The 14,972-nt window shown below is 44.7% G+C and carries 15 protein-coding genes; 9 read left to right on the top strand and 6 right to left on the bottom strand.

From position 1 onward, the window contains the following. The first annotated feature begins 129 nt into the window (after positions 1 to 129). The 4 genes from MKX46_RS24405 (at position 130) to MKX46_RS24390 (ending at position 4,275) form a co-directional block, all read left to right on the top strand. Positions 130 to 951 carry a YitT family protein gene (locus tag MKX46_RS24405; protein WP_029516708.1) on the top strand — a complete coding sequence of 274 codons (822 nt, stop codon included), beginning with the start codon at positions 130 to 132 and terminating at the stop codon, positions 949 to 951. Positions 952 to 1,123: 172 nt separating this feature from the next. After that, positions 1,124 to 1,312: a hypothetical protein gene (locus MKX46_RS24400; protein WP_080658605.1), complete on the top strand. Its 189-nt coding sequence runs from the start codon at positions 1,124 to 1,126 to the stop codon at positions 1,310 to 1,312. Positions 1,313 to 1,528: 216 nt separating this feature from the next. Further along, positions 1,529 to 2,707, top strand: a complete 1,179-nt coding sequence (locus MKX46_RS24395; RefSeq protein WP_029516706.1) for a putative glycoside hydrolase — start codon at positions 1,529 to 1,531, stop codon at positions 2,705 to 2,707. A 197-nt stretch (positions 2,708 to 2,904) separates the two neighbouring features. Beyond that, positions 2,905 to 4,275 carry an MATE family efflux transporter gene (locus tag MKX46_RS24390; protein ID WP_069011081.1) on the top strand — a complete coding sequence of 457 codons (1,371 nt, stop codon included), beginning with the start codon at positions 2,905 to 2,907 and terminating at the stop codon, positions 4,273 to 4,275. Here the strand turns inward: MKX46_RS24390 and MKX46_RS24385 are convergent. The 5 genes from MKX46_RS24385 to MKX46_RS24365 form a co-directional block, all read right to left on the bottom strand. After that, positions 4,272 to 4,481, bottom strand: coding sequence for a DUF3906 family protein (locus MKX46_RS24385; RefSeq protein ID WP_013309710.1), 210 nt, complete (start codon positions 4,479 to 4,481; stop codon positions 4,272 to 4,274). The two genes, MKX46_RS24390 and MKX46_RS24385, sit on opposite strands and share 4 nt — an antisense overlap. A 117-nt stretch (positions 4,482 to 4,598) precedes the next feature. Continuing rightward, on the bottom strand, positions 4,599 to 5,570 hold the full coding sequence (gene pfkA, locus MKX46_RS24380) for a 6-phosphofructokinase (protein WP_029516704.1): 972 nt from the start codon (positions 5,568 to 5,570) through the stop codon (positions 4,599 to 4,601). A gap of 23 nt (positions 5,571 to 5,593) precedes the next feature. After that, entirely contained in the window at positions 5,594 to 6,673 is a 1,080-nt protein-coding gene (locus MKX46_RS24375; RefSeq protein ID WP_029516703.1) for a tetraprenyl-beta-curcumene synthase family protein, read from the bottom strand. Between the two features lie 189 nt (positions 6,674 to 6,862). Continuing rightward, a complete protein-coding gene (locus tag MKX46_RS24370) occupies positions 6,863 to 8,281 on the bottom strand; it encodes an MATE family efflux transporter (RefSeq protein WP_029516702.1) in 1,419 nt (472 codons plus the stop codon). Between the two features lie 208 nt (positions 8,282 to 8,489). Beyond that, positions 8,490 to 8,687: a cold shock domain-containing protein gene (locus MKX46_RS24365; RefSeq protein ID WP_013309706.1), complete on the bottom strand. Its 198-nt coding sequence runs from the start codon at positions 8,685 to 8,687 to the stop codon at positions 8,490 to 8,492. A 173-nt stretch (positions 8,688 to 8,860) separates the two neighbouring features. On the opposite strand from MKX46_RS24365, the gene MKX46_RS24360 reads away from it, so the two are divergent. From MKX46_RS24360 to MKX46_RS24340, 5 genes are all read left to right on the top strand, one after another. Beyond that, positions 8,861 to 9,094 carry a hypothetical protein gene (locus MKX46_RS24360; protein ID WP_013309704.1) on the top strand — a complete coding sequence of 78 codons (234 nt, stop codon included), beginning with the start codon at positions 8,861 to 8,863 and terminating at the stop codon, positions 9,092 to 9,094. A gap of 7 nt (positions 9,095 to 9,101) precedes the next feature. Further along, on the top strand, positions 9,102 to 9,290 hold the full coding sequence (locus MKX46_RS24355; protein WP_029516701.1) for a hypothetical protein: 189 nt from the start codon (positions 9,102 to 9,104) through the stop codon (positions 9,288 to 9,290). Between the two features lie 199 nt (positions 9,291 to 9,489). Then, the gene (gene pepF / locus MKX46_RS24350; protein WP_029516700.1) at positions 9,490 to 11,286 is read left to right on the top strand and encodes an oligoendopeptidase F; all 1,797 of its coding nucleotides are present in this window, start codon (positions 9,490 to 9,492) and stop codon (positions 11,284 to 11,286) included. A 56-nt stretch (positions 11,287 to 11,342) separates the two neighbouring features. Continuing rightward, positions 11,343 to 11,765, top strand: coding sequence for a LapA family protein (locus tag MKX46_RS24345; protein ID WP_069011079.1), 423 nt, complete (start codon positions 11,343 to 11,345; stop codon positions 11,763 to 11,765). A gap of 13 nt (positions 11,766 to 11,778) precedes the next feature. Beyond that, a complete protein-coding gene (locus MKX46_RS24340; RefSeq protein WP_069011078.1) occupies positions 11,779 to 12,816 on the top strand; it encodes a M42 family metallopeptidase in 1,038 nt (345 codons plus the stop codon). Positions 12,817 to 12,967: 151 nt separating this feature from the next. Here MKX46_RS24340 and MKX46_RS24335 read toward each other — a convergent pair whose 3' ends face one another. After that, positions 12,968 to 14,917, bottom strand: coding sequence for an ABC-F family ATP-binding cassette domain-containing protein (locus MKX46_RS24335; RefSeq protein ID WP_318626739.1), 1,950 nt, complete (start codon positions 14,915 to 14,917; stop codon positions 12,968 to 12,970). Positions 14,918 to 14,972 lie beyond the last annotated feature (55 nt).

Genomic DNA, 14,972 nt, shown 5'->3' with positions numbered 1-14,972 from the left:
GTTTAAATTTTAAGTGCTTCTCTGGACATAGGTCCCTACTCAAGAATATCCACATCGCATTATAGCACAGAACAATTCATGAATACCAGCAAGTTGCTTCCCGTATAATTTAAATGAGGTGAAAATAAGTTGTTAAAAATGGTGTTAAACTGCTTAACTGTCATTCTTGGAGCCGCTGCCATTGCATGCGGTTTTAATCTGTTTCTCGTGCCACACCACTTGCTGAGCGGAGGAGTAGCTGGGCTTTCCATGTTAATCGGCTACTTCACAAAATTTGATATCAGCGCGATGTATTTTATTATCAATATCCCGATGCTTATTACAGGCTGGTTTATTTTAGGCAAGCGTTTTATTAGCCTGAGCATTTTATCCGTTGTCGTTACAACATGGATTTTGGCCTTGGTGCCGGTGCGATCTGTCGTGTCGGACCCCCTGCTAGCCTCCGTTTTTGGAGGAGTGATGATCGGCGTTGGAGCAGGAATTTCCTTTCGGGTAGGGGGGTCTACGGGCGGTTTTGACATTATCGGTTCCATCGTCACTCGTTATCGTGACTTCCCCGTAGGAACTGTACTTGTTGGCATGAATGGACTGGTCATTCTTGCAGCAGGATATTTGAACGATGATTGGAATATTGCACTTGCGTCGATGCTATCTATTTTTGTGACTGGCAAAGTGTTAGATCAAATCTATGTCAGTCACACGAAGATTACCGTCTACATTATTACAGAACACACCGACAAGCTACTGGAGCGGATGTTAACCACACCACGCGGTGTTAGCAAAATAAAAATTGAAGGCGCATTTTCACATACTGAAAAAGACATGCTGATGACTGTCACGACACGCTACGAGCTAGTTGAATTAAAACGGATCATTAAAGAAGTGGACCCTTCTGCTTTTGTCAATATTGTGGAAACGGTTGGGGTGATGGGTTCATTTCGCCGAAGATAAGCACAAACCCAAGTGTCAAAATACAGTTTCTGTGGTACACTATATGTGCGCTGTTCCCATAGTATATAAAGACCAGCTTTACCTGCTATTTCACAGGCACTTTGCTTTTCCGAATCGTATTGAATGATTCTTTTGGAATGATTCCGAGCAGGAAAGGGTGATTTTTGTGGAAATGGAAACGGTAAAACTGTCCGACATTGTCTTAAGATGGTATCCGGAAATGCTCCCTTCTCTCAAAAAGGATGAGCTGAACTCGATGATTGTGCTTCGGGACGGGATGTCCATACTCAAGCCAACGGATGCGCTAGAAATTATTCAGTACAGTATTTGCGAGCATCAAGACAATAATTATCTTCAATAAATTTCTTTACCAAGTGCCGCTTCTTCCGGTTGCATCTACAACTGCGAAGAGAGCGGCATTATTTATACATTTTTATGGATTCAATAAACATAAGTTGGGTTAATCATGTAAGACTGTGCCTGATGATTCCAGTATTGGTTACAAGCGTGTTGTTTTTCGATACATAACTTTACGTATAATCAGGTAAGCGACATCCATAAGGGAGAGAGTTAGGAAATGAATATGATTTGGGCAATTATGCTATTGGCGATGGGGATAGGCGGAAACGGGGACCAGTCAGCCAACACTCCAAATGTAAAAGATACGGTGGCAACAACAATTAGCAGCGCCATGATTCAGGCTCAGCACAATAAGATGAAGGTGGATGCCTCCAATCCTCCGGTTAAAATTGACCCACAACCGACGACTCCTGCTATCAAGGGCATCTATGTCACAGCTTATAGCGCAGGCGGTTCGCGTATGACCCAGCTGTTTGAACTGCTTGATAAGACAGAGCTCAATTCCATGGTTATTGATATTAAAGACGATGCAGGTTATATCACTTATCCAACGTCCAATCCCGAGCTGCTCAAATTGGGCAAGCCGCAAAAATTCATTCGGGATATTTCCGGTTTGATGGACCGATTGAAAAAGCATAATGTTTACCCGATTGCTCGTATTGTCGTATTTAAAGATACGGTACTGGCCAACAAAAATCCCGAGATGTCTTTCCGTAATCCTGACGGCTCTGTCTGGAAAAACGGCAAGGGAGACGGGTTCGTCAATCCCTATAATAAAGAAGTATGGGATTATAATATAGCCATCGCTAAGGAAGCAGCTAAACTTGGTTTTAAGGAAATTCAATTTGACTATGTACGTTTCCCTGAAGGCTTTGAGAAAAGAGCAGACAAGCTGAAATATACCAAATCAGATCAATCCCGCTCGGATGCAGTCGCTGAATTCGTACAATATGCCCGCAGAGAGCTTGCTCCATTAGGTGTACGAGTATCCGTAGATATTTTTGGATATGCTGCATCTGTCCCTGCTGCGGAGGGAATCGGACAGGATTTCACTAAAATTTCTGAAAATGTGGATGTCATTTCACCCATGGTTTATCCAAGCCACTACACCACAGGCTGGTTCGGTGTAAAAGACCCTGATAAGAATCCCTACCAGACGATTAAAGGCTCCATGGCCGATACACACAAAAAGCTAGATCCGACGGGCAAGCTAAAGCCAATTATTCGTCCTTGGATCCAGGATTTTACTGCAAGTTGGTTAGGAAGCGGACATTATGCTAAGTATGGAAAAACTCAAGTAGAGGACCAAATTCGAGCGCTTAAGGATATGAAAGTGGATGAATATTTACTCTGGAATGCCACAAACCGCTATTCAAGCGGAGTAACTTACAAATAGTTTTATCCCTCCGGACTTCTCGTTATCTAATACGAAATTTAGAAATTATATAATTTTTTCGAAGGCTGTCCCGTTGTTTGGCGAACGGGTGCAGTCTTTTTTATTACTGTTCAAATGTGGCGGTATCCCTTACAATAAATACTTACATGTTATGATACATACGAATATTCAATCCCTAGTAAATGAGGAAAACAAAAATGCAATTGACTTCAACAACGGGGCAGAAATGGAAGCAGCTTTTATACATTTTGCTCCCTATCCTGATTACCCAGCTTGCACTATCTGCCATGACTTTTTTCGATACGAATATGTCGGGACACTTTTCCCCTGCCGATCTGGCTGGAGTAGCCATCGGAGTAAGTCTGTGGATTCCTGTACAAACAGGCCTTAACGGAATACTTATGGCTATCACACCTATTGTATCTCAATTAGTGGGAGCACAGCGCAAAGATAAAGTCTCCTACTATGTCATTCAAGCACTTTGGCTCTCTCTTGCCCTATCCATGGTCGTTTTGATTGTGGGCATCATTTTGGTCAAGCCTATTCTAAATGGTATGAATCTTGAATGGAGAGTTCATAATGTAGCTCTGTACTACCTTTGTGCGATGGCCTTCGGTATTGTGCCTCTATTTGCCTATACGGTGCTCCGAAGCTTTATGGATGCATTGGGACAAACCCACTTTACGATGTTAATCACGCTCATGTCGTTACCCATCAATGTCTTGTTAAACTATCTACTTATTTATGGGAACTGGGGTTTTCCGCGTCTGGGAGGTGTAGGCTCCGGGGTGGCAACGGCAACCACCTACTGGATCATTATGCTGGTCGCTGGTATCACTGCGCATCGGGGAAAAATATTTGCCGAATACCGAATCTTCAGCAAAATATATGGGATTGCTGCTAGTGCTTTGAAAGAGCTCATCAAGATTGGAGTACCGATTGGATTTGCAATATTTTTTGAGACTGCCGTCTTTTCAGCCGTCACTCTCTTCATGAGTAGCTATAATACAGCTACCATAGCCGCACATCAGGCCGCGATGAACTTTGCATCTACGTTATATATGATTCCACTCAGCATTTGTATGGCACTTACGATTCTGGTTGGCTATGAAACAGGAGCTACTCGCCCGCGGGATGCCAAAGCTTATAGTGTAATGGGCATCAGCAGCGCAGTAGGTCTATCACTGATTACAGCTATTGTACTGCTTATCTGGAGTGAACAGGTCGCTCGACTTTACTCCACCGATCTGCAGGTCATTCAGTTGGCACAGCATTTTCTAATCTATGCGATTTTCTTTCAGATATCTGATGCTGTCGCTACACCTACACAAGGAGCGCTACGCGGGTATAAAGACGTCAATCCAGCCTTTTTGCTCACATTCCTCTCCTATTGGGTCATTGGGCTTCCTGTAGGATATATACTGGCACGCTGGACTTCATTGGGGCCCTACGGCTACTGGATCGGTTTGATTACAGGGTTGGCAGTAGGCGCTATTTTACTTCTCTGGCGTCTGGTGAAAGTACAACGTCGTTTCTCCGAAAAAAAACAACACGCAGAGGTTATTTAGCCTTTGCGTGTCTCGATTACATATGCTGCGCCTAAAGTTATTCGTTTTTTCTCTACAATAGCCACTTCGTTCAGCTTGGGAGGATATAGAAAGTGTCTCTCCACATGTTGTTCAATCTCTTCAAATGCCTGTTCTTCATTTTCAGCAGCGAGAATGACAGTCAGCGCTCCTTCCGAACTATCCACTTCGATTTTGAATAGGTACATGTATGACTACCTCCTGATAGGACTCAAAGCTAAAAAATAGCGGATGACTCGGGTCATCCGCATAATTTTGATCTTTTCCAATATCAGAACCGATCTACTGTACGTAGAAGGCTCTTATTATTGCGACAAACGCAAAGCAAGCTCATAAAGCTCCATGTTGAAATCTTTTTTAGTATTTACAACCTTGTCAATATCTGTGGCTACCAACTTACCGTCGATCGTTCCGCAAGCCTTATCAGATATGCCCTCGATCAATTGGCGAACAGCAAAGTCACCCAAACGGCTCGCCAGGTTGCGGTCAAACGCGGTTGGTGTGCCTCCACGTTGGATGTGTCCAAGCACTGTAACACGAGGCTCATAATCCGGACAGTTTTCTTGGATTACCTTTGCTACATTTTCGCCTTTGCCTACGCCTTCCGCAACGATAATAATACTGTGGCGCTTGCCATGCTTGAAATTTTGTTTCATACGATCAGATACTTCGTTCAGGTCAAATTCTACCTCAGGCACCAAAATTGTTTCTGCGCCAGAAGCCAGACCCGCATGCAAAGCAATATCACCACAATGACGTCCCATAACTTCCACAATGGAAGAACGTTCATGAGATGACATTGTATCACGCAGCTTGTTGATTGCGTCCACTACGATACTAACCGCTGTATCAAAACCAATCGTGTAGTCCGTGAAGGAAATGTCATTGTCAATCGTACCCGGAAGACACATGGTTTTAATGCCTTGCTTGGTCAGTTTGTTAGCTCCTTGGTAGGAACCGTCTCCACCAATCACGACTACGCCGTCAATCCCACGGTCACGCAAAATTTGCGCGCCTTTTTTCTGCCCTTCTTCAGTCGTAAATTCCAGGCATCTTGCAGATTGAAGTACAGTACCCCCACGTTGGATAATATCTCCGACGCTTCTCAGATCCATTGGAAAAATATCGTCGTTCAAAAGGCCTTGATAACCACGTTGAATTCCGAATACTTCCAGTCCGAAATACAATCCGCTACGTACGACGGCGCGAACTGCCGCGTTCATCCCTTGTGAATCTCCACCACTTGTTAATACTGCAATTTTCTTAACTGCTGTCATGGTTTATGACCTCCTCAAAATAATCATATAAGCCTTCTTATCCATCGACTGTTTAATAAGAAAAACAAACGCATGAGCGGACTATTTTTCATTAAACGTCTCGAAACAGCGCGAACGTCTTGCTGCTCGCTAACTTTAGGGTCGGATAAATATAAAGCCAGCAATCCCTCGATAATCATCCGGTGAAAGGAGCTGGCAGGGACATCTGCAATATCAGCCCGCGCCCGATTCACAACGTAGGCGATCCGGTTTAGCATCATGTCGGTATCTTCATAATAATTGCAAAAGTTAAGATCTCCGCCCTTCCGGTCTTCGTCTTGATCGATTAGATAATCCAGCAAAATATGAAGACTGCACACATGTGGAAAATACGATGCATGTATTGAGGCAGCCCCCGCATCTGTCAGATGCTGGTCGCTGGCAGCAAGAAACAGCATAAAGACCCCCAGAGTTGAACCGGTAGCCGCAGCAAACTCATTCCAGCGCAACTCTGGTGTACGGTCTTTATGAAGCGACCACCAGTCCAAAAGCGCTTGTTCCCGCAGCTCGGGTTTAATATGCTTGTATACTTGCAAATCCGTGTATAATCGCGCCAAATCCTGAACGTAAGGCATTGCCGCCTCATAGCCCGGAAGCCTGCTTACACAAGACTGACAGGTTGTCACCAGCCCAGTCAAATAACCGCCATCCTCCTGCTCACGACGCAACTCATAATAATTCACTGGCCTAGCCGCCGGATTAATCGCATCCAGCATAGCCTGATGCAACAGCCTGAAATCATCCGGGTCCATGGACGTACTGCGATCACACAGGTTGTCCAGATAATCACTAATGGTCTGATACGCTACGATCAGCGGAATTAACGTCTGCCGGGCAGACATATTAGCTGCGGCATAAACCGCTCCACCCACGCAGTGAAATGTCTTATCCGCTATGCTCGCAAGCGCCTGGCTTCGCAGTTCAGGGTCCGGAATTTGTTCGGCCTTGCTCTTCCAGTTACTCAATTCTTGTTTCGTTTCAGGGAGAATGTGCTTGTACATTCGGCTCATTAGACCTATGGGGCCTCTCGGTACTTGATAACGTCCTTGCTCAACATAACTCAAATGACGGTGCCTCCACATTGTTGTCTACGTAATTATACCTATCCAAACCATATCCATTATAATATGATCGTCCTTTTAGCACAAATGAACAACCTCACTTTTTTCTTTAAAATTCAAGAAAAATGAGCTGTTCTCATTAAAAGACTTTATACCTGTAATGTTTTATTAGCCGAAAATAGTATAAAGGGCCTACCTATCCTTGTCCTCTGCTGGCTTCACGCCTTGGATTCCCTCTCCCATACTTGCCTGCTTCCATTTCCCGAAAGCATAATAGAAAATGACTGCTACGGCAGAGATAGCAAAACCAACAGGAAAGCTCCACCATACAGCATCTAGACCATACTCATCAACAAATGCATAGGCCAAAGGTATACGAATGCCCCATAATGAAATAATGGTAATTAAAAGCGGTATCATTACGGAACCCGTTGATCGAACAACCCCTGTAATGACATTGGTAACACCGAATATAACAAAAGACCACAAGGTGATCATATTAATCCGCATTCCCAATTCCAATGCACCCCCTGTAGAAGGAAGAAACATGAGCAAGGCCTGACGGTTAAACACGTAAATTAATACCACAGCTCCACCAGTCAATACAAAATTATACACAATCCCAATCCAGGTTGTCGTGCGCACTCGATCCCAACGTCCGGCTCCGATATTTTGAGCGGCAAAGGAAGATACAGCTGCACCTAACGCCATTGCCGGCATCTGTACATAGCTGGACAAATTATTAGCTGCTGTATAAGCTGCAGCTGCAACTGTCCCGTAGCCGTTAATCAGATTCATTAAAGCAATCGCGCTGGTAGAGACAGCAATCATTTGCAACCCCATCGGCACTCCCTTACGGACTAGGGTCCAAATAATCTTCCAATCAAATCTAAGTAAGTGAAGCTCTGAAGATGTAATGCGCAAAAAATATTTTACACGATATAGATAAATGAGAATCAACACAAAGCTGATCCCTTGAGCAATCAGGGTAGCAGTAGCGGAACCTCCAATGCCCATAGCAGGAATCGGTCCCCATCCGAATATGAACAGCGGGTTGAGTAGTACATCCAGTACGACGGAAACAATCAGAAAATAAAATGGTGTTTTGGAATCTCCAGCCCCTCTCATTACAGTCATGATGTAATTATAGCCGTACAAAAAGGGCATGCCTGCGAAAATAATACGCGTATACGTGATAGCCATATCTACCGATTCAGCAGGGGTATTGAGTACATGAAGTATCCAAGGCGCACTCAAAAATCCGATAATACCTATAGCAAAAGCGAGCACCAGAAAAAAGACTGCACTTGTACCTACTACACGCTTGGTTTCAGCTACGTCTCCTGCTCCGATATTTTGTCCAATCATAATAGTAGCAGCCATAGTGACACCAAAAATGGAACTGATAAGAAAAAACATTATAATATTTCCGTTGGAAGCGGCAGTCAAGGCGGCCTCTCCCAGAAATTTCCCAACCCAGATCGAATTAATCGTGCCATTTAGGGATTGCAGAATGTTGCCGAACAGCATCGGCAAAGAGAACATAAACAGCGTTTTAGCAATAGGACCTTCAATCAAGGAAGGCTTACGACTAGCCTCTGCTGCACTCATTTTCTCAACTCCTTCAATCTATAATGTCTTCTGCCTAGTTTTATTACGTATAATACCCTATTCCTGCTCAATCTTCTCATATCATAAACGTATTTACGCAAAAAAGCGCAGTCCCTTAAAATAAAGGAACTGCGCTCTCAATTCATAGTTTAACCGTAATATATAAGACATCCGTAGAAACGGAACCATTCTTACAATTCAGTTACACTTACAGTTTGATTACGTTAGCTGCTTGGGGTCCACGGTTACCTTCAGTAATTTCGAATTCAACCGCTTGACCTTCTTCCAAAGTTTTAAAGCCGTCGCCTTGGATTGCGGAGAAATGTACGAATACGTCCTCGCCACCATCCATTTGAATGAAGCCATAACCTTTTTCTGCGTTAAACCATTTAACTGTACCTTTCAAGTGAACAACCTCCTAAAAATACCGCCATCTATGGCGAATATCCATATTATACTTCATGCTTTTTCACAATGCAATTGATGTTTTTCCGGGTTTTTTGGGCTGGAATGATTTGCTTTTGCGGCGGAAACTGCGGTATCATGAACCAAAACATCTATAAAATCGGAGACATGCATATGATGAAAAAACACGAAATATACAAAAAAGACAATTGGAACATGATGACTGTCGAGGTGCAGGGCCGTTACATCGTTCTACGGGAAATATCCGATGATTGGGGCGAGGAAGCCCACACGTTTTTAAGCCGCCCGGCGCTGATGCATTGGGCTCAAAATCGGTTTCCCAAGCAGTCCTTTCAAGATAATGAGGAAGAATGGCAGCGGATCATGAACGCTTTCAAACAGGTCTAGCCTATTCATGGTGTCCAACAGCTATCTCATCTTCATTATTCTGGCCTTCACGCTGGGCGGAGTGCTGATCATGAAGCGTGATACGATACCGACTCCTCTCAAAAAGTGGATGGCCCTCACTGCTGTAATCATGGTTTGCTTTGCCTTTTATCTCATTGTATACAGCTTATTAAATATAGGTTCCAACCCACAGTAAGGAAAATTATACTTTCGGGCGTAAGAGGTCATACTATGGCATAACAAGCCATGGTATAAGGAGGATCTGCCGTTACATGCATCCTGTAAAACCTCTTGCCCTGCTGCTTACGGTAAGCGTGGCGGTTTCTTCGTTTTGGCATCCGTCCCTTACTGCCGCAGCCCTACCCCACATTACGTTCGATCAGAGGAGGCTCTCCATGAGTGAAATTGTAAAACGCGCTGATGCGCCAGTGGAAAATACATGGAAATTGGAAGATCTGTTTCCCAACCGCAAAGCATGGGATCAAGAATACGAAGAAGTCAAACAACTAGCCAAAAAGGCTGAACAATTCCAAGGCAAGCTCAATTCAGCAGAATCGATTGGCAACTGCTTTAAATTGGAAGATGAATTGTCGCTGAAAACCGAGCGTGTATATGTGTACGCACATCTGCATCATGATGAGGATACAGCTGAACCTACATACCAGGGTCTTTCGCAAAAAGCCAAAAAATTAGGCGTTGAGGTTAGCGAGTCTCTTTCTTTTGTGACACCTGAAATTTTGGCACTGCCAGATCATCAGCTCGATGCCTTCATTGAAGATCCGAAGCTTGCAGATTATCGGTTCACCCTTCAAGAAATGAAGCGGGAAAAAGCACATATTTTGGGCAAGACAGAAGAAGCGCTGCTCGCTCAGGTTGGCAATCTGGCTCAAGCCCCGCAAACGATTTTCGGCATGCTCAACAATGCTGATCTGAAGTTTCCAAAAATTAAGGATGAGAACGGCAAAGAGGTTGAGCTGACTCATGGCAGCTACATTCAATTCCTCGAAAGTCCACACCGCGAAGTACGCGAACGTGCTTTTAAAGCGGTGTATGACACGTATGCCAAAAATAAAAATACAATTGCTTCTACACTAAGTGCCAATGTGAACAAAAATATTTTTTATTCTCGTGTTCGCAAATACCCTTCTGTACTGGAAATGTCACTATACGGTGACAATATTCCGAAGGAAGTGTATACGAATCTCATTGACACCATTCATGAAAGCTTGCCCCTGCTCCATCGTTACATGAAGTTGCGTAAGAAGTTGTTAGGTGTGGATGAGCTCCATATGTATGATTTGTTCGCTCCACTTGTGGACGAATACAAGATGGACATTACGTATGAAGACGCCAAAAAGCAAACAAAGGAAGGCCTTAAGCCACTGGGCGCGGACTATCTGGCTTCGTTGCAAAAAGGCTATGATGAGCGCTGGATCGACGTATACGAGAATGAAAACAAACGTACGGGTGCATACAGTTGGGGAGCTTATGGTACCCACCCCTATGTGCTGCTGAATCATAAAAATAACCTGAACAGCATGTTCACACTTGCTCATGAAATGGGGCATGCGTTGCATTCGTACTATTCAGACAACGCATTGAAGTATAGAGATGCACAGTACACCATTTTCCTGGCTGAAGTGGCATCCACAACCAATGAAGCGTTGCTAATGGACTACCTGCTGAACAAATCAACCGATCCAAAAGAGAAAATGTACCTTCTCACCTACTATGCAGATCAATTCCGCACAACGGTATTCCGTCAAACCATGTTTGCGGAATTTGAGAAAATTGTACATGAACGCGCTGAACAGGGGGAATCCCTCACACCGCAGCTTTTATCAGAGATTTACTATGATCTGAATGTGAAATACCACGGACCAGGCATGAAGGTAGATAAAGACATTGAAATGGAATGGGCACGAATCCCCCATTTTTATAACAGTTTTTATGTCTACAAATATGCTACTGGCTTCTCGGCAGCAACCAGTTTCTCGAAACAGATTCTGGAAGAAGGCCAGCCAGCCGTTGACCGTTACTTGGGCTTCTTGAAGAGTGGTGGCAGTGATTATTCAATCAATATTTTGAAAAAAGCTGGCGTTGACATGTCCTCTCCGCAGCCGATTCGCGAAGCGATGAGCGTATTCGAAGAAGTCATTACAGAAATGGAAAAGCTAACTGAAGGAAAGTAAAACCGTGCGCACTTAAAATCCAGCATTGAAATGATGCACGGATAAATCCCTTGTCCATGGCGGGCAAGGGATTTTATAATGTAACGGGAGGAGGTGGCATTTTGAAAACACAATGGTCTTTGATCGCAGCTCTTGTTATTGCTTTGTTAACAGCTGTATTTGCTGTTATTAATGTGAATTCGGTTCAAGTGAACCTTCTATTCAGTATGGTCAGCATTCCTTTGATTCTGCTTATTCTCGGTTGCACTCTTCTAGGTGGACTTATTGTCGGTTCTTTCGGTATTTTCCGCCAATATAGGCTTCAGAGGGAGATTAAACGTCTGACTACTCAGCTTCATACACTACAAGAAGAGCACACATCCACGGTAGAAGCAAACGCGGATGTGGCCTATGACACGACTGGTTCTTCCAGCACAGGGTCTACATCCGACCAAGATATAGAGCAACCGTCCTCTAACTCTGATCGGTTGTCCAAATGAGGAGGAGCAACAAATGACGATTCAATTAAATGAGAATTATATGATGAACTTTTTAAATCAGCTACTGAACACACCCAGTCCCAGTGGATATACACACCATGTGATGGAGCTGATTCGTCAAGAAGCGGAAAGCCTCGGGGTACAAATCGAATGGAATGCAAAAGGCGGTGCCATCTTGACTCTGGAAGGTCAGGAAACGGACCGTACGGTGGCGCTGAGCGCACATGTGGATACATTGGGCACAATGGTGCGTTCCATTACAGCACAAGGCACCCTGCGTCTGACATCCGTCGGCGGCTTCATGATGAACAGTATTGAGAATGAATACTGCCTTATTCATACCAGAAGCGGACAAACGTATACAGGCACTATTCTGTCCAGCCATCCATCTGTGCACGTCTATGATGATGCACGGAGCTTTGAGCGCAAGGAGAGCCATATGGAGGTACGGATTGACGAGCTTGTCGAGTCAAAAGAAGACGTGCTTCAGCTCGGTATTGCAGTGGGCGATTTTATTTCGTTCGATGCGCGTCCAGTCGTAACACCCAGTGGATTTATCAAGTCACGCCATCTGGATGATAAAGCTAGTGTAGCTGCACTGTTTGGTTTACTGGAATCTGCTGTACATGGAAACTGGAAGCCTCGACATACCGTTAAATTGCTCATTTCTAACTACGAGGAAGTGGGGCACGGAGCGGCTTACATACCTGAAGGAATCAGTGAGATGATAGCTGTCGATATGGGCTGTATGGGTGAAGATCTGAGCTGCAAGGAAACGGATGTTTCTATCTGTGCCAAAGATTCCTCCGGGCCTTACGACTATACTATGACAACCCGTCTAATTGAGCTGGCCAAAGAGCTGAATATTCCGTATGCGGTAGATATTTATCCACACTACGGTTCGGACGCTTCGGCTGCACTAAGAGCAGGTAACAACATCCGTGCTGCGTTGATCGGCCCTGGTGTACACGCCTCCCATGCAATGGAGCGCACGCACAAGCAGGCCGTGGTGAACACTGCCCATCTGCTTGCAGCTTATGTGACAGTTTAATTCGAATAACGACAATCAGCCTGTTACATCGTCGAATAGATCAGTAAATAAAAAAGCAAGTCTTCCGGTTTTTCGGATACTTGCTTTTTTAGTCTGAGCAACATGAAGAAATAGCTCTGGCAGAATGCTATTAATGTGGCTTTATCATTGCTTAAGATTTACTTTGTTCAATCTGCTCGGCCAGCTCATTCAGGTAGGTCCAGCGTTCCATTTGGTGCTCCAAATGCTGTTCTGCCTTCGCTTGCTCAGCCATGAGCTCCTGTAGTCGTGCTGAATCACTAAAAGACTCTTCCATCTGCCGCTGAATGTCGGCCAACTTCTGTTCGGCTTGTTCAATCAGCTCATCAATTTGCTCATATTCCCGCTGTTCCTTAAAGGTGAATTTAAGCTTGGTTTTACTTGTCTCCTTGACTGACTCGGAAGGACCCGCAGACTTAGGCGTGGAAGAGCGATTCGAGGAATCCGTACTCGTCGAGACAGACGTATTCACAGAAGATTGAGCATTTTTACTAATCCATTCTGCATACTCGCTATAGTCGCCCACATGTACACGTACCTGTCCATCCCCTTCAAACGCCAGTATTTTGTCCACTGTTCGATCCAGGAAATAGCGATCATGAGAAACAATAAACACCACGCCCGGGAATTCATCCAGATAGTCTTCCAAAACGGAAAGGGTTTGAATATCCAGATCATTTGTTGGTTCATCCAGCAATAGCACATTCGGTGCCGACATCAGAACACGAAGCAGATACAAGCGCCGTTTTTCACCCCCGGACAGCCTGGAAATAACCGTCCATTGCGCGCTTGGTGCGAACAGGAAACGCTCCAGCATTTGTGCAGCTGTAATCGTCGAACCGTCTGCTGTACGAATCACTTCGGCTTCTTCCTTAATATATTCAATAACACGTAAAGATTCGTTCATTTCCTGATGTTCCTGAGTAAAATAGCCAAGCTTCACCGTCGGTCCCAGCACAACGTTGCCGGAGTCCGGTTCTATATGCTGGGCAATCATTTGGAGCAAAGTGGATTTCCCACTACCGTTAGGACCTAGGATACCAACACGATCACCAGGAACCGCAATGTAGCTCAAATCCTGTATTAGCTTACGAGAATCTACCGATTTGGAAAGATGCTCGATCTCCAATATTTTTTTACCCAGACGTGTGGAGGCGACGGACATATCTACAGATCCAGAACGAGCTTCCGGTTGCTGATCCCTAAGCTGCTCATATCGGTCAATACGCGCTTTCTGCTTGGTGGAACGAGCCTTTGCTCCACGGCGGATCCAAGCCAGCTCATTACGCAGCAGGTTCTTCCTTTTTTGTTCCGTAGACGCTTCCCGCTCCTCGCGTTCTGCCTTCAGCTCCAGAAAACGGGTATAGTTAGCCTCATAACGGAAAAGGCGACCATGATCGAGCTCCAGCATGACATTTGCAACTCTATCCAGAAAATAGCGATCATGCGTGATCATTAACAACGCACCACGTCTTTTTTGCAAATACTGCTCCAACCATTCAACGGACTCATTATCAATATGGTTTGTGGGCTCGTCCAGAATGAGCAGCTCGCAGGGTTGGATCAAAGCCGCCGCCAAAGCCACCCGCTTACGTTGCCCACCGGATAGAACGCCCATACGAGACTCAAACTGGGTGATCCCCAGTCGGGTAAGTATATTTTTGGCCTCACTCTCCAGCTGCCATGCCTGGAACGTATCCATTTGCTGACTTGCTCGCAATAGACGTTTTTGAAGCTCCTCGCTACCCGGATTTAATTCCAACAACTCCATGGTTTCTGTGTATTCACGGACCGCTTTCATCTCAGGCTGACTGCCATGAAAAATATGCTGGAGTACCTTCATTTCAGGATCAAACTCCGGATTTTGTGCTAGATACTGAATTCGCACATCGTTGTTCACTGCAATATTGCCATCATCCGGCGGCTCTAAGCCGGAAATCACGCGTAAAAATGTTGATTTACCGGTGCCATTTACACCAACGACTCCTATTTTGTCACGTTCATCCATACCAAAGGAAGCATCCTCAAACAACATTTTCTCGCCATAGCTTTTCGTTATATGTTCAACGGTCATAATATTCATACGGATTCCCTACTCTTCCCCAATTTTGTGATGCATCCTGTTTATTTTAACACAG

The organism is Paenibacillus sp. FSL P4-0113 (genome assembly GCF_038009305.1).
In the GTDB taxonomy this organism is placed as follows: Bacteria; Bacillota; Bacilli; order Paenibacillales; family Paenibacillaceae; genus Paenibacillus; species Paenibacillus polymyxa_D.
Note: the sequence above shows the minus strand (reverse complement) of the source record. Positions and strands in the feature narration are given on the sequence as shown.